The 19,721-nt window shown below is 38.6% G+C and carries 13 protein-coding genes and 1 pseudogene; 7 read left to right on the top strand and 7 right to left on the bottom strand.

The window, feature by feature from the left end:
• Nucleotides 1-3 precede the first annotated feature (3 nt).
• From EHR01_RS17700 to EHR01_RS17690, 3 genes are all read right to left on the bottom strand, one after another.
• Complete coding sequence (locus tag EHR01_RS17700; RefSeq protein WP_135696820.1) at nt 4-2,424, bottom strand: LA_1737 family protein; 2,421 nt, start codon at nt 2,422-2,424, stop codon at nt 4-6.
• Nucleotides 2,425-2,485: 61 nt separating this feature from the next.
• Complete coding sequence (locus tag EHR01_RS17695; protein WP_135696818.1) at nt 2,486-3,364, bottom strand: hypothetical protein; 879 nt, start codon at nt 3,362-3,364, stop codon at nt 2,486-2,488.
• Between the two features lie 60 nt (nt 3,365-3,424).
• Complete coding sequence (locus tag EHR01_RS17690; protein WP_135696816.1) at nt 3,425-5,929, bottom strand: methyl-accepting chemotaxis protein; 2,505 nt, start codon at nt 5,927-5,929, stop codon at nt 3,425-3,427.
• A 704-nt stretch (nt 5,930-6,633) separates the two neighbouring features.
• On the opposite strand from EHR01_RS17690, the gene EHR01_RS17685 reads away from it, so the two are divergent.
• The 3 genes from EHR01_RS17685 to EHR01_RS17675 are packed head-to-tail and all read left to right on the top strand — an operon-like array spanning nt 6,634 to nt 11,006.
• Nucleotides 6,634-8,283: an FAD-binding dehydrogenase gene (locus tag EHR01_RS17685; protein WP_135696814.1), complete on the top strand. Its 1,650-nt coding sequence runs from the start codon at nt 6,634-6,636 to the stop codon at nt 8,281-8,283.
• Complete coding sequence (locus EHR01_RS17680; protein ID WP_135696812.1) at nt 8,280-10,043, top strand: thiamine pyrophosphate-binding protein; 1,764 nt, start codon at nt 8,280-8,282, stop codon at nt 10,041-10,043. Before EHR01_RS17685 ends, EHR01_RS17680 begins: the two co-directional genes overlap by 4 nt.
• 18 nt (nt 10,044-10,061) lie before the next feature.
• Nucleotides 10,062-11,006: a tRNA dihydrouridine synthase gene (locus EHR01_RS17675; protein ID WP_135696810.1), complete on the top strand. Its 945-nt coding sequence runs from the start codon at nt 10,062-10,064 to the stop codon at nt 11,004-11,006.
• A gap of 626 nt (nt 11,007-11,632) precedes the next feature.
• On the opposite strand, the gene EHR01_RS17665 is transcribed toward EHR01_RS17675, so the two are convergent.
• From EHR01_RS17665 to EHR01_RS17645, 3 genes are all read right to left on the bottom strand, one after another.
• On the bottom strand, nt 11,633-12,142 hold the full coding sequence (locus tag EHR01_RS17665; RefSeq protein WP_135696805.1) for a hypothetical protein: 510 nt from the start codon (nt 12,140-12,142) through the stop codon (nt 11,633-11,635).
• A gap of 653 nt (nt 12,143-12,795) precedes the next feature.
• A complete protein-coding gene (locus EHR01_RS19270; protein WP_208721805.1) occupies nt 12,796-14,142 on the bottom strand; it encodes an LIC10707 family hydrolase in 1,347 nt (448 codons plus the stop codon).
• Entirely contained in the window at nt 14,139-14,654 is a 516-nt protein-coding gene (locus EHR01_RS17645) for a hypothetical protein (RefSeq protein ID WP_135696801.1), read from the bottom strand. The genes EHR01_RS19270 and EHR01_RS17645 overlap by 4 nt, the downstream gene beginning before the upstream one ends.
• Nucleotides 14,655-15,071: 417 nt before the next feature.
• On the opposite strand from EHR01_RS17645, the gene EHR01_RS17640 reads away from it, so the two are divergent.
• The 4 genes from EHR01_RS17640 (at nt 15,072) to EHR01_RS17625 (ending at nt 19,184) form a co-directional block, all read left to right on the top strand.
• Nucleotides 15,072-15,560 carry a DUF2721 domain-containing protein gene (locus EHR01_RS17640; RefSeq protein ID WP_135697441.1) on the top strand — a complete coding sequence of 163 codons (489 nt, stop codon included), beginning with the start codon at nt 15,072-15,074 and terminating at the stop codon, nt 15,558-15,560.
• Nucleotides 15,561-16,153: 593 nt separating this feature from the next.
• Entirely contained in the window at nt 16,154-17,464 is a 1,311-nt protein-coding gene (locus EHR01_RS17635) for a 3-hydroxyacyl-CoA dehydrogenase family protein (RefSeq protein ID WP_135696799.1), read from the top strand.
• Between the two features lie 13 nt (nt 17,465-17,477).
• On the top strand, nt 17,478-18,743 hold the full coding sequence (locus tag EHR01_RS17630; protein ID WP_135696797.1) for an acetyl-CoA acetyltransferase: 1,266 nt from the start codon (nt 17,478-17,480) through the stop codon (nt 18,741-18,743).
• Nucleotides 18,744-18,746: 3 nt separating this feature from the next.
• Nucleotides 18,747-19,184, top strand: a complete 438-nt coding sequence (locus EHR01_RS17625) for a hypothetical protein (protein WP_135696795.1) — start codon at nt 18,747-18,749, stop codon at nt 19,182-19,184.
• A gap of 101 nt (nt 19,185-19,285) precedes the next feature.
• Here EHR01_RS17625 and EHR01_RS17620 read toward each other — a convergent pair.
• Nucleotides 19,286-19,718, bottom strand: a pseudogene (locus tag EHR01_RS17620) (OsmC family protein).
• Nucleotides 19,719-19,721 lie beyond the last annotated feature (3 nt).

Here is a 19,721-nt window from a genome sequence, read left to right as displayed (position 1 = left end):
TGATTAAATTGAAATTCCCATAATTTTTTTAGTTCCATCCATCTCTTTGGTATAAGAAAATAATTTTAAGATAGAAAACTTTTCATATCCATTGTCTTCCGTTTGGTATTCCCAAAGCCAACCCCACAAACTTCCTCTTTTTACATAACCTCTTTCTATCTCTGTTTTTTCTTGATACAAAGCACCAAGCAAAACATAGGTGGAGTATTGGTTGTCTGATTTAGTTTTATTATGATAGTAACCAAGCCCCGCAAGGACCAATTCGGTATTTTCTTCTTCTGAGTCAAAAAGGTAATATAGAAATGGCCCATACAATCGAGACTTTTCTTTGTTTGCATCTGCAGTTCTTACGATCGGAAAAAAATTATAAGTAGTTCGGTAAGACCTATCGTCATAACCTAACCATAACAAAGTGATTCTATTAATTTCTGACTTTCCTTTGTCAAAACCCCACAACAAACTACCAACACTTCGGAACTGATAACTCACTTCTGTATTTTCCGATTCAATTAAATATAAAAAATTATAATAATGGCCTTTTCGATCCCATTTTAGATAATTTAAAAAAGTAAAAGTCGAAAATCCATCTTCGTGCCAATCATTAAATGACAAAGGAATTATTGAAAAACTAGATTTTGTTTTATAAAATGGAAAAATTAAAAGATGAGAAAGTTTTTCATCCTTCTCTAAAGGAATTACCGGTTTGGTTTTTGCATTAGTGCCATAGTCTCGTTCTTTGTACCATTCCCAATCTATAAACCAAAATAAATTGGTTCTACTTCCCCCATTGTTTGTATTTCTATAAAAAAATGGAGTCACCCAAAAAGTTTTTTCTTTTTCATTAAGATGAGAATTTTTTTCTTCATAAGAAATCCATAAGGGCCAAAACAAAAATCGAATATCAGGATCAGTAGAAGTTTTTGTTTTCCGATAAGATGAAAACAATGTAAACGTATCACTATGTTGGTGTTTATCGGTTCCATAGTTCCGATGAACATAAAACGGCAAAACTCTATGTCCAGAATCAATGTCTGATTCATAAATATTCACAAAAGGCCAAAAATAGAATCTTTCTTTACGATTATTTTCTCTAAGGTCTTCCGTTAAATAGAAATTCAAAAGATAAGCACGGAATTCTGAATCTTTGTCTTTTTGTTTACCATATAGTGGAAATAGTATCTTGTACTCTAGGTCATCCGATTGGTAACTAAACCAAATGGGAAAAAAAGGTGGCAATAAAACCACATTATCTTTTGAAGCTTCATCCCAAGTAAACCAGGCAAGTGGCAACAAACGAATGTGTCTTTTGGTATCTGCCTTTTCATAAGAAAAAATTCCAAAAAGTAACTGGTATCCAAAAAAGCTATCACTATTGTCTCGATTAAATTCTCTTTTTTTAACTACCTTGGGCTCGTTTGAATCAATAGAATTTGTTTTATTTATTTGGTTACTACTATTCAGAACTTTGGTTCTCTGTGAATATCCAACCAAATTATATAAAATTCCAAAGTCAAAATCAACATACAAATTCCCTTCGTTTGTTGCAACATTTACATTGGCTGAATTTGTTTTCGTATACCATAATAAATTAATGTGATAATCTTCTTCCTCATCGGCATAATTAAGATACACAGGAAAAATAAAATCAAACTCCTTTCCTGGTTTTCTATATCGTCCAAAAATAGGGAAGGCTACAAATAGACTTTCTTCTTTGGCTTTATTGTTAGAATAGTAGACTGGTCCCATCCAATATTCATTTTCATTTGACCTTTGGTTTTGATAATAAAGAAGGATCGGCACAAACAAATAATTGTTTTTGGAGTAATATACCAAAGGGAAAAAGGAAAACTTATGAAATCCTTGGTTCTCGTTGATTTCAAAGTGCAAAAAAGTTAACAAGCGGGAATAATAGTTTTTATTTTCTCCCGCAGTTCCTCGATTATGATAGTATAACAAAGGAAGAACGGGAAATCCCAATTTACTATTTGTTTCATTAGAACTAGAAAAGAAAAACGGAATTGTTGTTAAATAAGATTCCTTTGTGTCTTTACCCCAAAAAACAAATGGGTAAAAGGATTGATCGACTGCATCTCTCTCTTTCGTTACGTTTACATTTAAAATTCGTTTGTATTCCCGGTTATCGGATTTACTTTGAATATGATAAAAAAAAGGAAATATAGATTTTGTTTTTGCTTTTGGATAATCATAATAACGATAGAATCCCAAAGCCCGCACTGAGTAGTGGTTTGTCCAATTTTCTACGTCATAGAAAATGTTACTCGCAGTAAACTTAGCACTTCTTTCACTCCCATACACTTTGATTTCCTTTTCTGATTCTAAGTCAGACCAAGTTTTAGGGAAAATTCCAAGTGGGAAGGTAATAAAAAGAAAAACTAAAACATATTGATTAAATTTGAAAATCATTCCAGCAAGAACACCTTTAACAATTGGATCATTGTAATCGTTCTTGCTTTTATGCAAGAAATTACTTTGTTACTTTCGATGGATCTTTGATCGGCAAATTTATCAACTTTTTAGTTTTCTTGGGAATATGTTCGATGATCTCAGCCCCTTTCGGAATTTTGGAAGTTGGATTCATTTGAGAGTATTTATAATTTATCTCTGATAACAAAATGGGTTTGGAAGATGGATACATTTGACCAATTTGTTTTTTCCCTTCGCGGTCATACAAAGGAATTACTGATTTAGAAATAGAACGATAAGGAAGATAAGTAGAAACTTTGACCAAACGTCCCTCTTTATCATATTGATAATCATTAAAACCTAATACGATTTCTTCCTTGGAGACAATGATACCTTCCATCACATCTTCTGTAAATTCATAGGTTCCTTTTCCCATTCCGAAGATAAAGGCAGTACCTGTAAAAGCTACGAAAACAATTCCCAAAGCAGCTAAAGCAACCACACTGGAGGTAGCGTAAACAGGCATATAAACAGGAGACCTTTCATTAGCTCTTCGAATATCATACTCACTCCTCAAGGTCTGCCTAATCGAAAGATGTTTCGAAACATTAATCGCATAGTATACTGGATAGTAGAAATATTCTTCTGGTTGCAAATCCATATCTTTGGAATCGACAAGGATGGCAATACTCCTCACGATTCGACTGTTGTCTTTATCTCGAAGAATCCCGTAATAAATTTTGCCATGAGAATTAGGTCTTTCAATTGAATCAGAAACAATAGGCAAAAGGGATTCTGAAAATTCTAATTTTTCGACAAACTCCGCAGGCATCAAAGTCGCATTTAGATTTTCTTTTGGAATATAAACCGTCTGCGTTGAACAAGAAAAATACGACAAAAGCAAAACAAATGTAAAACTATTGAATAAGGTTGATTTCATTTTTAGATTCAATGAATATAAAAAATAATTCAACAATCTGTAACAATCAATTTTTTAACGTTAATATTTGTAAGTCTCAACCACCGTTTGTAAATGTTCTCCGGTCACTTCAATATCTTTGGCAGTTTCTAGAAGGACCAATGAATTATCAGCAATTACCTGTGTACCTGTCGCAATGGTTTCAATTGATTTGGAAATTTCTTCTACAGCTATTTTTTCTTGCGAAGCTGCATTTAAAATCTGAAGTGAGTTTTCATTGATTTTATGAACAGACTCTACAATTCGATTGGTATCAGTAGTTTGTTTCTCCTGGGCAGAACTAACTAGTTTTGCAGTTTCCTGAATCTTTGAGATATTAGCGAGTAATTCGCGAAAACTCTCTTCTGTGTTCATCATCAGTCCGACACTTGTTTTGATTGCATTTTTTGTGTCAGTAGTCAATGACTGAATGTTTCTTGTATTATGTGCTGTTTGTTCAGCAAGTTTTCCGATCTCCTGGGCCACAACTGCAAACCCACGTCCAAGTTCACCAGCGCGGGCGGCCTCGATGGCAGCATTGAGCGCAAGTAAATTGGTTCGATCGGATATTTCATTAATGATATTAACGACTTCATCAATTAACTCGGCCTTTTGATTTACGATGTGAATGGAATCTGCTGTTGTTTTTGTTGTTAACATTCCATCATTGGCTTGTTTATAAAATTCTTCTGTTAAATTTGTCATGCCGAGCATTGCATTTGCTACGTCTGTCATTGCCATTTTGAAATCAGATGTCACTTTTTCTATTTCCTTCAAATGATCCGCTTGGGTAGAGATACTAGAAAAAACATTTTCAACAGAAGCTGCCAACTCTTCCGTTGCCGCAGAAGTCTCTTCTGTTGAAGCAGCTTGGTCTTGTGTTGTTGCAGAATAATTACGAACCAAATTGGCAGCATCTTTTGATTTATTAGATAACTCACCTGATACTTGGCGGAGGATAAAAACAATTTCAGTAATATTTAAAATAAAAACACCCATCCATTTCAAAAGACCTCCAATTTCATCATGGATCCCGTAGTCCAAATTTTCTTTGAGTTCACCTGACCCACGAACAATTTGTGAAATAATATCTGTACTATTTCGAATCACGGACATGATGCTATGAATGATTAAATATTGTAGGAGAATAAAAAAGACTAAAGCAAAGGAAGTCAAAACAAGAACCATGATAGCATAGATTTTTGCGATATTTGCTCTTTCTGCAAACTTCTCAGAAAGTTGTTTGGAAATGAGTTCATTCACATTGAAGATCTGATCAATTAAATTGGTTGTGGCATTGTAGTATTCTATCGTTTTGATTGTTGGAATTTTTTCTTTGATCACTCTATTTTGAATCAGCTCTCGTAAAACAGGGAAATCAACTTCTGCTTTTTGGAATGTGTCTACAATCTTCTTACCATCAGGATTAAATTTTCGGATCGCAGCCATACTCACTGTAATGGACTCAAAATTGCCTGCAACTGATCCAATGATTTCCTGAAGCAAACTTTTTTCATACGGATCTGCTTTCGCTCCTTTAACCAAATGCGCCAATCCTGTCCCTCGGAGTTGTCCAAGTTTTTCAGCTAGATATGGTAACTTAGTCAATGAAACTTCGATCATAAAGTAGGTGTCTTTTTCTGGGTCCAAAAATAAACCTGACGACTCCCCTACTTCATTGTTTACATTTAACATCCTTTTAATTATGCTTACATGCTCAACGTAACTTTCCTTTGCCGTTAGTGTTGAGTTGATTTCCTTCAAGTGATTCCATCTTTTATGAATATCCTTAGATTCTTTATAAACTTGAAAAAAATTTCCCTCCTCTTCGTTTAATTTTAAAAAAATTTGATAAGCACCGTCTAACTCCTTTTCAATTGAATTTGCTTCCTCTTTAGCACTTTGGTCTCCGTTCAAAACCCGAGCCATAAACCCTCGGTGTTTTGCAGTGAGTCGCATAAGTTTGGCAAGACTTAAGTTATATTCTGCACCTTTGAGTCGATTCAGTGCACCTTCATATTCTTGTTTTTTGATTAAAATTAAATTGATTCCCAATGCGGACATGAGGACCGCCATAAGACCAAACACAAACAAAAGTTTGGTTTTTATTTTGAATTTATATAAAATCTTTTTTGGATTCAAACTAAAAGCGGATTCGATTTTTTCGGGATTTAGGTAAAAGTTTTCTCCATTTAAAATTTGTTTTTCTGATGCAGTACGTCCAACAAACATATGTCCAACGGTTTTTCCATCTTTATCATAATAAGGTGTAATCGTTGTGTTTGCCCAAAAAAATTGCCCTGCACTTGTTTGGTTTTTTAGGAGCCCATTCCAAGGTTCATTTTCATTCAAGGTCTTTTGTATGTTTTTGTAAACCAACTCAGGAGTTTCAGAATTTTGGATTTTTTTGAACGACTGGCCTAATAACTCCCTCCGCTCAAATCCACTGAATTTAACCAAATCATCGTTAACGAAAATAATCGTACCGGCAAGGTCCGTTTTCATTGATAAAGTTGTATTTTGTGGGATTTTCACCTGGACACTCATACCGATGCTCCAAACTAAATGTAGAATCTAGAAAGAAATGAAAATAGAATTTGCGAATATGAAAATATGTTAAAACTAACGAATACTTACTCTCATTCTAAAGAGGTTGAAAATTCTTTTTTTTAATAATGAGGGAAAAAAAGAGCTGTTTCCTTCCAACTTTCCTCCGACTAACAAAAAATTCTGTGTTCCTTTTTTTCATTTTTTTTGAAGAATTAAGCCAAATATGCAATAAATCGAAAATCGACCAAACTTGGTTTCTGCGCAAAACTACCCATCTTTGGAATTTTGGCCTTGAGCTCCAATCCGAAGGAACAACTTTTTCCCTTACCCGGAAAAATTCAATAACGAGCGTTAGTCTAAATAATTACACCAGATCGATTGGGCTAAGAAATCAAAATGATTCGCATAACAATCGATAAGTTTAATTCAAAAATAAAAGATACATATTGGCTAACGCATCAGTTAAAATTCTAGAACTATTCTAGTAATAATTATAAAATTTACTATTTCTTGTTAGTTGTTAAATTCATTCTAATATTTGAATTTGGTTCCTTTTAAAAATTTGAGTCGCATTTGTTTATTTTAAAATAATACTATGTACATTGTGTTATCAATGTGTCACTGAGGATGAAGCACTTTCAAGTTTTTGAAAATAAAAAACATCTAACATTGATTCAAAACAGAGAGAAGGAGGATCGTTAGTGGTCGCAAAAAACGATGTCATTATCATCGGAGCAGGAATCGCAGGATTGGTGGCAGCATTTGAATGTTTAAACCAAGGAAAATCTGTTTTAATTTTAGATAGAAACTCTGAGGAACATTTAGGTGGTCTCGCTAAACTATCATTTGGTGGTATGGCCCTAGTTGGCACTCCATTGCAAAAACGTTTGGGAATCAAAGATACTCCCGAGATTGCTTTGGACGATTGGTATTCTTTTGCTAATTTTGGCCCAAATGATATTTTTCCTAAACAATGGGCTGAACAATATGTGAACGAAAGTCTTGGGCAGGTCTATCATTGGCTTGGAAGTCTTGGTTTACATTTTTTTCCTGTGGTCAATTGGGTAGAAAGAGGATTATACAAAAGAGGGAATTCTGTTCCACGTTATCATGTTCTTTGGGGAACCGGTTACCGTTTGGTGGAACGTTTCGTAGAACTATTAAAAAAACATAAAAACAATAGAAAATTAAATTATCTATTTGAACACAAGGTTACTGATTTAATCAAAGAAAACGGTAGAATTGTAGGTTGTGTCGCAGAACAAGAAAAAACGGGAAAGAAGGATTTAAGATTTTATGCAGACCACGTGATGGTAGCAACAGGTGGCATCACCGGATGTTTAGATAAGGTTCGTGAACATTGGTACAAACCTTGGGGAGAGGCACCAAAGGAAATGTTGAATGGTTCCCATCCTTTTGCTGATGGATTGGTTCATGATGCCGTGAAGAATCATGGCGGAAACCTCACTCATTTGGATAAAATGTGGAATTATGCTGCAGGGATTCCCAATCCAAAACCAGAATTTGAGGGTCATGGACTGAGCCTCATCCCTTGTAAGTCAGCCTTGTGGCTCGACCATTCGGGGCGTCGGATTGGGCCAGAACCGATGATGACTGGATTTGATACCAACGAACTTTGTCGTAGGATCTCTGGGTTAGAAAAACCATATACTTGGCAACTCTTAAATTGGCGGATTGCCGCCAAAGAACTTGCCGTTTCAGGATCAGAACACAATCCCATGATCCGAGATCGAAAATTAGTTTCTTTCTTAAGAGAAGTGTTACTGGGAAACCACCGTCTCGTGAAGCAGTTACAAAAAGAAAGTGATCATTTCATTGTTGCAGACAACTTACGAGAATTAGTTGATCAAATGAATCGTTTAAATGGTGATCAAACAATTGAATACGAAGTATTAAAAAAAGAAATCACACAGTATGATGATGTGATTCGGAGAGGGAAAGGTCTTTGGAACGATGACCAATTGAGACGGATCCAACATGCCAGGTCATGGCGTTCTGACCGAGTGAGAACTTGTGCGCCCAAACCCATTCTTCATCCAAGTTCCGGACCCCTCATCGCCATCAAACTTAGACTGATCACAAGAAAAAGTCTAGGAGGGATTCAAACTGATTTGGAAAGTCGCGTATTAGATCCGTTAGGTTCTCCTATCCCGGGTTTGTATGCCATCGGTGAAGCGGCAGGATTTGGTGGTGGTGGTGCCAGCGGATTTAAATCTTTAGAAGGAACTTTTTTATCTGGCTGTATTTTGACCGCAAGAGCAGCTGCAAAGTCAGTTAACAACGGTGTTTCAGTTAGTGAGCATGGAAAACAAAGGAGTTTAGTCACATGAAAAAAACAGGTGCTTGGTTAGTCAGATATGCATTAGAACAAATTGGAGTTCGTTATACCTTTGGAATTCCTGGAGTCCATAATACAGAAATTTATGATGAATTAAATAACTCTGATTTGATCCATCCGATGCTCGTAACTCATGAAGGTTGTGGTGCGTTTATGGCCGATGCCATCAGTCGGACCAGTGATTCAATTGGAACCGTTGTCATTGTACCGGCGGCCGGTGTGACTCATGCTGCTAGTGGGATTGGAGAAGCATTTTTGGATGGGATTCCTATGTTGGTGATTGCAGGTGGAGTGCGTAGCGATTCCAAATTCAAATACCAATTACACGATATGGACCAACATACATTAGTGAAACCGATCACTAAAAAAACTTTTAAAGTAAATTCTCAAGAGGAAGTGGTAGAAACGATTTACGAAGCATACCAAATTGCTGTGAGTGGAGAACCCGGGCCCGTGTTTATCGAAATTCCTGTGAACATCCAACTTTATACTGGTCCCGTAGAAAATCTTCCCAGTTACCAAGAATACTGCCAAACGAAAACAACTACTAGTTTGGCATTTTCAGATTCCAAACTTGAAGAAGCGGTTGAATTACTTCTTCAGGCAAAGTCACCAGGTTTATTTTTAGGATGGGGAGCAGTCGATGCAGCGGAGTCGAGTGTTGCCATTGCAGAACTACTCGGAGCTCCCGTATCTACAACCTTACAAGGTTTAAGTGCATTTCCTGGAAATCATCCCTTACATTGTGGAATGAGTTTTGGTCCAGCAGCGGTTCCTGCAGCCACCCAGGCTTTTTCTGATTGTGATTGTTTATTGGCAGTTGGGACTCGTTTTGCCGAAATTGCCACTGGTAGTTTTGGAGTGACCGTTCCCAAAAATCTGATTCATATCGATATCAATCCCGATGTCTTTCACGCAAATTACCCAGCCAAAGTCAACATTCAAGGCGACGCAAAAATCGTTTTGCCTGAACTGGTAAAAAGACTGCAGAACAAACTACAACTAACAAAAGAGAGTCGGGAAAATCGAACCAAAGTGCTCACGGCAGAGATAAAGAAAAATAAACAAAACTATTTGGAAGAATGGTTCCAACATGATAGTAAGGATAGGGTGAACCCTGCTCGATTCTTTAACGCCTTACGTACATCTCTTCCTGATGATGGTTATGTGGTGGTGGATGACGGAAACCATACATTTCTCACTGCAGAACTAATGCCAATCCACAAACCAAGGCATATGATTTCTCCCACAGATTTTAATTGTATGGGTTATGCAGTGCCTGCAACCATTGCAACCAAACTTGCAAATCCTGAGAAAGCAGTTGTTGGGATCATTGGTGATGGAGCTTTTTTAATGACTTGTATGGAATTAATCACTGCGAGTCGTAACAAAATTGGAGCTGTGTTTGCCGTTTTTAACGATGGAGAACTTTCCCAAATTTCACAAGCCCAACAGGTTCCTTACAATCGGAAAACCTGCACTGTTCTTGGAACCACAAGGTTTGAAGGCATCGCTTTGGCCACGGGTGCCGAATATCTTTCCATCCAAACCAATGATGAAATCAAACAAAAGTTAGATGAAGCATGGATTCTTGCAAATGAAGGGCGTCCTGTCATTTTGGATGTCCATATTGATTACAGTAAAAAAACTCGTTTTACCCAAGGGATTGTTGGTACCAATTTGAAACGTTTGCCATTTGCTGCCAAAGTCAGAATGATTGGTCGGGCCTTATTACGAAGGGTCACTGGATAGGATTGGTCTAAGTTTCTTTTGCGTATCTTACTTGCACCTATGGAAGGACTTCTTGACTACCGACTTCGTGACACTCTCACGCAAGTGGGTGGTTTTGATGAATGTGTTAGTGAATTCATTCGAGTGAACGATACACTCCTCCCATCACATAGGTTTTATAGATATGTTCCCGAATTGTATGAAGGTTGTCGCACAAAAGCTGGAGTTCCTGTCAAAGTACAATTATTAGGTTCTGATATCAACTGCATGGCGGAGAACGCAAGTAAGGTGGCATCTCTTGGTGCTTACGGGATCGATATTAATTTTGGATGTCCAGCTCCCACAGTCAACCGAAACCGGGGAGGAGCAGCTCTTCTCAAAGAACCAGACCAGATGTTTGCCATTGTAAAGGCCATTAGAAAAGCGGTTCCTTCGGTCATTCCAGTCACTGCAAAAATGAGGTTAGGTTACGATTCCACTGAACAGGCGCTTGTTTGTGCAAAAGCCTTGGAAGAAGGAGGAGCCGAAGAAATCGTAGTCCATGCAAGAACCAAAACAGACGGTTACAAACCTCCTGCGTATTGGGATTGGATTTATAAAATTGGAGCAACTGTCAAAATTCCAGTCGTTGCCAATGGCGAAATTTGGACTGAAGAAGATGCAGTCCGGTGTAAAGAAATCTCTGGTTGCCAAGACATTATGATTGGTCGCGGTGCTGTTGCTAACCCAGCTCTTGCTTTGATGATTCGAGGAGAAAGAAAAGAAAATCTTTCTTGGGATGAGGTCAAAAAAATTTTATTTCGATATTGGCAAAGTTTAGAAGCAGATATGGAAGTTAAAAGCCGGGCAGGAAGAATCAAACAATGGTTACACTATTTATCCCGCCAGTATCCAGAAGCGGAAAAAGACTTTGAAATTGTAAAACGACTGACAAAGATAGAAGATTTTACAAAGTATTTGGAATCGCCAGTGACTGCTGAATAGAACGATCTAATCATTTTTTCTCACAATATCTAACGTTTTGACTTGGAAGCCAGAACTCCTCCATTAAACTTTTTCAAGGAATCACCTCAAATTGTACCGTTGTACAAGGCGTAGTTGGATAAGATGAAGTGGCAGATCTCAAATACACTAAAATAACTTGGTTCGAAAAATTAGGAATTTGACATGTCTGTGTTCCGCCAGATAGGTAATTTCGATAGCTTCCTGAATTACAAGATATTACGTCGCCAGCAAAAGTGTAAGGAGTGCGACAACTTCTGATATCTACGATTGCACCGCAGGCCGGATAATCGGAAGATACATAAAAATTGTATTTCAATCCTGACGGCCTAGTCGTAAATCGATACGTTTTTCGAACGGAAGTGGAAAGCACTGGAGAACTTAGAGTCAAGGGAGTTGAAAGACTTTCGTTATCACAAGCAGGATCATAGTCCGAACTTCTAAACAATGTCTCAAACCAAATGACAAAAAAACCTTCGGCAATGCTCCGGCTTTCTTTCTCTAGGTCTTCACACGATACAAAACTTAAAACAATTAGACATAAAAGTATAAATCGTTTCATACAATTTCAGATGGAACATTCAATAATTTGCTCAAAGTAGACATTTTCACGGTAATGCCTCAAAGGTGATCGTGGAACATTTAGTAGTTGGGTATGATGTTGAATTCGGCTGAATCAAAATCATAACCTTCTGGTTTGCAAAAGAGGGAATGACACATGTTTGAGTAGCGCCAGAAACATGGTTTGAAAATGTCCCCGAATCACAATTTACTTCAGAGATTGTGGCGTAAAAATTCGGTTTTGCGCAGTTATAAACCAAAAGAGTCACTCCACAATTCGGATAGTCTCCTGAAAGTGAAAACGCATATTTTAAGCCGCTGGCACCTGTTATGATGCGATACCTCTGACTGAAGGAGCCTAGAGTCACAAGGCTGTTCAAAGAAAGAGGAATCGATTGATTAGGATTATCACAAGCGGAATCATAACCTGAACTTCTAAACAATGTCTCAAACCAAATCACAAAAAACCCTTCGGCATTGCTCCTGCTTTCTTTCTTTGAATCTTCGCAGGAGAGAATAGTAAATACAAATAGGAATAATATGACAACTAGTTTCATATAATTACTACCACAGCATTCAATGAGATTGTATAACGTATCAGAACTAGATGTTGTTTCAAGGAATCACCTCAAATTGTACCGTAGTACAAGGCGTAGTTGGATAAGATGAAGTGGCAGAAACCAAATACACCAAAATAACCTGGTTTGAAAAATTAGGGATTTGACATGTTTGTGTTCCTCCAGATAGGTAATTTCTATAATTACCAGAATTACACGATACGACCACACCGCTGTCGCTAGCAAAAGAGTAAGGGGGTCGGCAACTTCTGATATCTACGATTACTCCGCAGGCCGGATAATCGGAAGATACAGAAAAATTGTATTTCAATCCTGACGGCCCAGTCGTAAATCGATACGTTTTCTCAACGGAAGTGGAAAGCACTGGAGAACTTAGAGTCAAGGGAGTTGAAAGACTTTCGTTATCACAAGCAGGATCATAGTCCGAACTTCTAAACAATGTCTCAAACCAAATGACAAAAAGCCCTTCGGCATCGCTCCGACTTTCTTTCTTTAGGTCTTCACACGATACAAAACTTAAAACAAGCAGCAGTAAAATAATAACTCTTATCATATCGAATGTTTTTTCTACAAAGTTATCTCAAAAATTATTAGGACTCATTTAACAAGGAGTAACTTCCCTAATCGAAATTCTATAAATGACAAAATCCAAACCAAAAACATAAAATCAGTAACTCTAAATCGGAAATTGGATTTGGTTCTGGTCTATTTATGATTTCGCCACCTGGGTCTGTTGGCGGAGGTGGTGGTGGCGTTGCGGGAGCAATGCCAGGAAGATGCCAACCCATACTTTTGATTTTTGTTGCAACCTGTTTACCCCAAACAGAAAGCCCAATGGCATTTGGGTGTACGATATCTCCCATCAACACATCATTCACAACCCAAGGTTCTTTTGTGAGTGGATTGATAAATGCCTCCCAGATTTGCAGGTATTCGAGAGTTAATCCTTGCGCTTGAAAGTATGGTTGTCTCCTAGATTGTATTTCAGGATACTTCAACTCTTGGCGAAGCATCAGATGGGAGGGTATTGTACCGAACGCATGAAGGTTGGCAGCTAACCAACAAAAGTAAGGAGCAAATACATTTTGTGGTATTTGTGTGCCAAAACAACTTCTATCTTCACTCGATAAGTTAACAGGGATTCCAGTCACCGCATCACTTAATAACTCTATCATCGATAAACCATTATATTCGATTAAAACTTCGTTTAAAATTTCCTGAATGGAAGCTTGCGCATTTGCAAAAGTAATTTGATCCGAAATGGAACGCATTTGAAGACTATTCTGGTATTTGAAATTAAAAGTCCGAAAGGCAAATCCCTTTCGTTCATCAGGTAACCCCAATAAAGCGGACCATCCCACTGCGGGATAATTCCCGACGATTAAAACATTTTTTCTTTTTTGGTATAAGAGAGTAATGGATCTTTCAATATTATTTAAAGCACGATTGATATACGCCTCTCCATTCCAAGGCATAAGCATGATCATTAACATATTCTGCAAATAATCATTTCCTCCAATTTCAAAAGCTACGTTAGGTGCGATTAAATAATTGGGCCGACCCAAGCATTTTGTCAATTGGTCTAACATTTCCAGGGAACTATCTCCTCCATGGCCGAAGTTTTGGATATTCCAACTAGGATCTGTGCCTAAATAGAAGTCCAAACTAGAGAGCCCATAAAAAAGCCCAAGGGAAAAAGAAGTTCCAGGAAAGTCTGCCGATTGAATCAAGGGCGCATAATACAGTGCGGGATTAGCTCCTGATGGTAAAGCGTTGGCAAAGTCAATGCGACTGTCACCATAAAAAGTGACCCTAGTTTTAGAGTAGTAAAGTGGATTTGCAGGATCAGGTGATGACTGTGTAGGTATTGAATACTTCGAAATCGTATTACAAGTTTGAGTTTCTGGTATATTAGCAAATGGTTGGGAAAATAATGCCGAATTTACCGAGAGTATTATTAAAATAATTAACTTATTCAAGGTAATGCCTCAAAGGTGATCGTGGAACATTTAGTTGTTGGGTATGATGTTGAATTCGGCTCAATCAAAATCATAACCTTCTGGTTTGCAAAAGAAGATATAACACAAGTTTGCGTAGCGCCAGAAACATGGTTTGAAAATGTTCCAGAGTCACAACTAACTTCGGAATTTGATGCAAAAAAGTTCGGATTCGCACAATTGTATATATAAAGAGTCACTCCACAATTTGGATAGTCTCCTGAAAGTGAAAATGCATATTTTAAGCCACTGGCACCTGTTGTGATACGATACTTTTGGCTAAATGAACTTAAAGTCACAAGACTGTTCAAAGAAAGCGGAATCGATTCATTAGGATAATCGCAAGCAGAATCATACCGCCCAGATTGACTGCCCATAAAATTAATAAACTCTATGAGCAAAAAACCCTCTTTATTAATTCCGCCTTCTTCCTGTGGGTCTTCACACGATACAAAACTTAAAACAAGCAGCAGTAATATTATCAATTGCTTCATATTACTTACCTCCTTCTCCTAATTGCTTCATCAATGGCGGCTTTGCGAAGTGTAACCAACCACTGTAAGTTTGTCTCGATGATTTGTTTTTCTGGTTCCGGTAGATTCACAAAATAGTCCATTAGATACGAATGAGCAACAACCCCAAGGAAAGAATTCTTATTTTCATATCAGTATGACATCGGTTAATCTATAGATTTAAAATCCGAAGGTCAATATTATTTTCGTATATCAGGCGCTAAATGTATTTTTTACAAAAGGGGAATGGAATTTATTATTTCCGGACCCCTTTTAAACCATATCATCTATCTTTTCAGACATTCTAGAAACTTTCAAATTTTTCCCTTCGAGCGAGTTCCACAAAAAACCAAACGTTTTTTCCTTTCAAAACAAACAAAGTCCGCTAAGTTATTCCTTATGTTCGATTCGTTTTCCAACTCCGAAATCCTTTCCGGTATGATCACGCCAGCAGTCCTTGTTTCTGCTTGTGCTAGTTTGATATTTTCCACAGCCAATCGGCTTGGGCGTATTTTTGATCGAGTGAATCTTCTAAAATCGGAAGTGGAACTTCTATTAGACGGGAAAAGAAGTTTTCACACAGAACGAATGGTTTATATGCGCCACCAACTTTCTGTTCAAAAAAAACGCGCCGTCCTCATCCAACGTTCCATGGCCTTTTTGTATTTGGCAACTTCCCTATTTGTGATTTCGAGTTTGACACTGGCCATCACTCTTGCCTTTGCCAAAGAATTGTCCTGGATCCCCACAGTTGTTGCTTTATCTGGTGGGATTTGTTTGTTCCTTGCCAGTGCCCTTCTTTTTTACGAAAGCAGATACAATCTAACATTCATTAACCGACAAATTGAATTTACGGAATTTTTAGAAAGAGAAGTGCAAAAAAAATAAAAAGTAAAAACCATTTTCAGAAAAACATTGCCCCAAAAGGAATTGTCGATTTTCCTTTGGGGCGCCTCGAATCCGTTAGTTGAAAAACATAGATTCTAAAACCGACCGCGTCATCCGCTCCAATCTTTCGCTTTGCGAAAGGATTTCCGCTGCTACCGCTGGCGCTAGGGTTTTATTTTGAATTTCGATCAATGGCAACAAATCAAGTTGATGAGTGAATTTTGGTTCACTCGTGGTCTAGCGCCAGGGACCAGAAGGGCTTGGTCCGAGGAGGCTGTAAGCCTTCGAGGACGGGAGCGGAACGCGGACCCCGCATGAGGCCCGCCCGGGCGCCCAAAATACCAACTATGAACTTTTCAGAATTAAAAATTAGGATTTTGGGAAAGGAAGTGCGGGAAACGGCGGGTTGTGATAGAGGAGAACCATTGGGTGGCGGGTCTAGTTCCCCACCCTCAGATCGGGCGGGGAAATTGTACCCACGCGCCCCACCCCTACCGCCCCCATTTTGTAACAAATCTGACAAAAAAAAACGATTTTCCTGTCACCTTGGCTTTCTAGAACGGTAAGTAAAAATTAGATTCGGAAATTCCTTCATGAGAGAAATCAAAACTGTCACGATTTTAGGTGCCAACGGAGCCATGGGTTCTGGAAGTGCGGGCGTCATTGCTGCCTTCGGTGGTGCTAAAGTCCATATGCTCGCTAGAGATGTTGAAAAAGCAAAACAGGGTATCGAAGCCGCTGTCGCATCCGTCAAAACGGATACAATCCGCGCAAGAATGATCCCCGGTTCCTACGATGCGGATCTGGAAAAAGCTGTCGCAGAGTCAGATTGGGTATTCGAACTCGTGGCGGAAAGTTACGAAGTCAAAGAACCGATCAATACTCGTATTGCAAAGGCTCGTCGTCCCGGAACCATCGTTTCCACTGTGTCCTCTGGACTTTCCATCGGTCGTTTGGCAAAAGCTTACGATGAAGATGGTCAAAAACACTACTACGGAACACATTTTTTTAACCCTCCTTATAAAATGATCCTTTGTGAACTCGTCACTCACTCTGGTAACGACAAAAAAGTCACACAAGCGTTAGGTGAATATCTAGACAAAGTTCTAGGTCGTGCCGTTGTTTATACAAATGACACTCCTGCATTCGCTGGAAACCGCATCGGATTTCAGTTGATGAACGAAGTGGCACACTTTGCAGAAAAGTATGCTGACAAAGGTGGAATTGCTCTCCTAGACGAAATCATGTCTGGTTATACTGGTCGTGCGATGGGCCCACTTGCCACTGCTGACTTCGTAGGACTTGATGTTCACAAAGCCATTGTAGACAATATCTACGACAATACAAAAGACGAAGCACACGAAACTTTCAAACTTCCTGGTTACTTCCAAAAGTTAATCGATGCTGGTAAACTCGGTATGAAATCTGGTGGTGGACTCACTAAAGTTGTGAAACACGCTGACGGAAAACGTGAGAAGTTTGTTTACAATATCAAAACTGGTGAGTACGATCCGTATCCAAAATTTGATATTCCTTTTATCAAAGAAGCTCGCCAAAAAATCAAAGAATCTGACTACAAAGGTGCAATGGAAGTTGTTAAAAAAGCAAGTGGTCTCGAAGCAGACATTGCTCGTTACTTCATTTCACGTTACATCAGTTATTCGCTCTCTCTCGTGGGAGAAGTGGTTGATACAAAAGAAAACACTGACGGCGCTATGGGTTTCGGTTTTAACTGGGTTCCTGCTTCTGCTTTCGTTGATTTCCTTGGTGGACCAAAAGAAACAATCAAACTTATGGAAGCGTCTAAAATACCAGTTCCAAAACTTTTAAAAGATGCAAAAGAAGGCAAAAAGTTCTACGAACTTGGCGACAAACTGGATGCAAGATCCCTATTCAAAGGTTAATTAGGAGTATCATATGAGTGAAAAAGTATTCGTATTAGGCGGAGAACAAACCGACTTCCAAAGAAACTGGACAAAAGAAGGAAAAACCTTCATGTCCATGATGCGTGAAGTATTAGATGATGCTCTTGAAAAAGTGGGCATCAGTTATGATGAAATCAAACGATTGAACAAAGAAAACCGTGTGGCTGTGTTTGTTGGTAACTTCGATGCAGAACAGTATGCCAACCAAGGCCACTTAGGTGCTTTTTTAACAGAAGTAAACCCTGCTCTTTTTGGAGTTCCTGGTGCTCGTTACGAAGCAGCTTGTGCTTCTGGATCAGTTGCTCTTGATGCAGCGATCACACACATCCGTGCAGAAGATTACGATCTAGCGATTGTTCTTGGTGTGGAAGTGATGAAAACTGTATCTTCTTCTGTGGGTGGTGACTTTCTTGGAACAGCTGCTTACTACGATAAAGAAGCGAAGGGAGTTCAATTTCCATTTCCTAAACTTTTCGGAAAACTAGCAGACGTCATCCTCGAACGTTACGAACTAAAAGAAGAACGTTTTATGGATGCTCTTGCTGAGATTTCTCGTATCAACTATGCAAACGCAAAACGTAACCCGAAAGCACAAACTCGTACATGGTTCATGAACAAAGAACATGCGATGGCTCGCGGTGGAGACAATAACATGGCTGTGGGTGGAAGACTTTGTATCACTGACTGTTCACAAGTAACAGATGGTGCTGCTGTCACTCTCCTTGCTTCCAAAGGTTATGCAAAAGAATACGCTAAAAAAACTGGTCGTAAATTTGATGATATCCCTCGCATCAAAGGTTGGGGTCACCGAGTGGCACCAATTACGTTTGAAGCAAAAAAACTAGAATCCGTTGGAGACAAATACATCCTTCCATGGACTCGCCAAACAGTAAAAGATGCTTACAAACGTGCTGACTTAGATGTAAAAAACATTGATGTGTTTGAAACACATGACTGTTTCACTTCTTCTGAGTATGCTGCGATTTCTGCATTTGGAATTTCAGAACCAGGAAAAGAACATATCGCAATCGAAGAAGGAACCATTGACTTTGGTGGTAAAAAACCAATCAATCCATCTGGTGGACTCATTGGTGTGGGTCACCCGGTAGGTGCATCCGGCGTTCGTATGATGCTCGACCTCTACAAACAAGTCACAAACACAGCAGGTGATTACCAAGTAAAAGGTGCTAAAAATGGCCTTATGCTCAACATCGGTGGATCTGCGACTACGAACTTTGTGTTCATCTTAGGTAAGTAGATTTTGAGTTCGCTGAATACAGAAAAATGGAATCGGATACTCGTCCGGTTCCTCCTTGCCTTTTCGTTTTGGGAAGCAGTATCCATTCCCGTTCGGATGGTGTTTTTTTCAAAGTTTTACTTTGATCCAACACTGAAATCGATCTTTGTTCCCATAACAGATGTTTTTTGGCTTGGACCTGTGTTCAGCGATTTATCGTTTACGCTTGCTTTTGGATTTCTTTATGCACTAATGAAAGAATCTTTACCCCAAGGACTTGTAGGTGGGTTTTTAGTGGGAATCTTGGTTTCCATCATTGGATTTGTATCACCAATGCTTTGGACCTTGTCCTTAACTAACTTTGTGCCGTCTGCACTAGTTTGGGTTTGGGTCGCTTACTATTCAATATTTACTATTTCCACTGCTGTCATTTATTCAGTGGGTTGGAACATAGAAGACTAAACATTTCAGAAGATCAGAAAGGGAAGGTTTGGACTAATCCTATTCTGATTTGATTCAAACAGTCATTTGAATCGGCAAACCCAAAGGAAACTTTGGGTTTTTTATTTTCTTCGAATTTCACCAGCCAAATCGGTTCCCGGTGCAACAGTATTAAAGACGGTTCCGTACTTTTTGATATTCTCATGTAACAAACGCAGACGGTCGTCAGATTCTTCCGTGTCGACAATGATTTGATAACGAATGGATTCCATTTTGGGTGGGACATCTTGTCGAATTCCATCCACGATGACCTGAATCCCTTTGAGTTGAAAATGAAGGATGGGAGCCACTCTTTCCACTCCTTTGATGATACAGGCTGAAAGAGCTGAAAGTAACAACTTAAGCAGGATTGAAGGCATTTGGATTCCCAGCCATATCCGTATCTAATACGATTTCTGCCGATTTACACCGCGACAAACTCGAGTGGGAATCCACTCTTGAAGTTTCTACATGGAAATTCATTTTCGATTTTGCATTTGGGTCGGGGTTTGTCATCAC

This window comes from Leptospira mtsangambouensis, from assembly GCF_004770475.1.
In the GTDB taxonomy this organism is placed as follows: Bacteria; Spirochaetota; Leptospiria; order Leptospirales; family Leptospiraceae; genus Leptospira_A; species Leptospira_A mtsangambouensis.
Note: the sequence above shows the minus strand (reverse complement) of the source record. Positions and strands in the feature narration are given on the sequence as shown.

Coding starts and splice junctions, on each gene's coding strand:
- EHR01_RS17700 (WP_135696820.1), bottom strand. CDS start 2,424: ATGATTTTCAAATTTAATCAATATGTTTTAGTTTTTCTTTTTATTACC.
- EHR01_RS17695 (WP_135696818.1), bottom strand. CDS start 3,364: ATGAAATCAACCTTATTCAATAGTTTTACATTTGTTTTGCTTTTGTCG.
- EHR01_RS17690 (WP_135696816.1), bottom strand. CDS start 5,929: ATGAGTGTCCAGGTGAAAATCCCACAAAATACAACTTTATCAATGAAA.
- EHR01_RS17680 (WP_135696812.1), top strand. CDS start 8,280: ATGAAAAAAACAGGTGCTTGGTTAGTCAGATATGCATTAGAACAAATT.
- EHR01_RS17665 (WP_135696805.1), bottom strand. CDS start 12,142: ATGAAACTAGTTGTCATATTATTCCTATTTGTATTTACTATTCTCTCC.
- EHR01_RS17645 (WP_135696801.1), bottom strand. CDS start 14,654: ATGAAGCAATTGATAATATTACTGCTGCTTGTTTTAAGTTTTGTATCG.
- EHR01_RS17640 (WP_135697441.1), top strand. CDS start 15,072: ATGTTCGATTCGTTTTCCAACTCCGAAATCCTTTCCGGTATGATCACG.
- EHR01_RS17635 (WP_135696799.1), top strand. CDS start 16,154: ATGAGAGAAATCAAAACTGTCACGATTTTAGGTGCCAACGGAGCCATG.
- EHR01_RS17630 (WP_135696797.1), top strand. CDS start 17,478: ATGAGTGAAAAAGTATTCGTATTAGGCGGAGAACAAACCGACTTCCAA.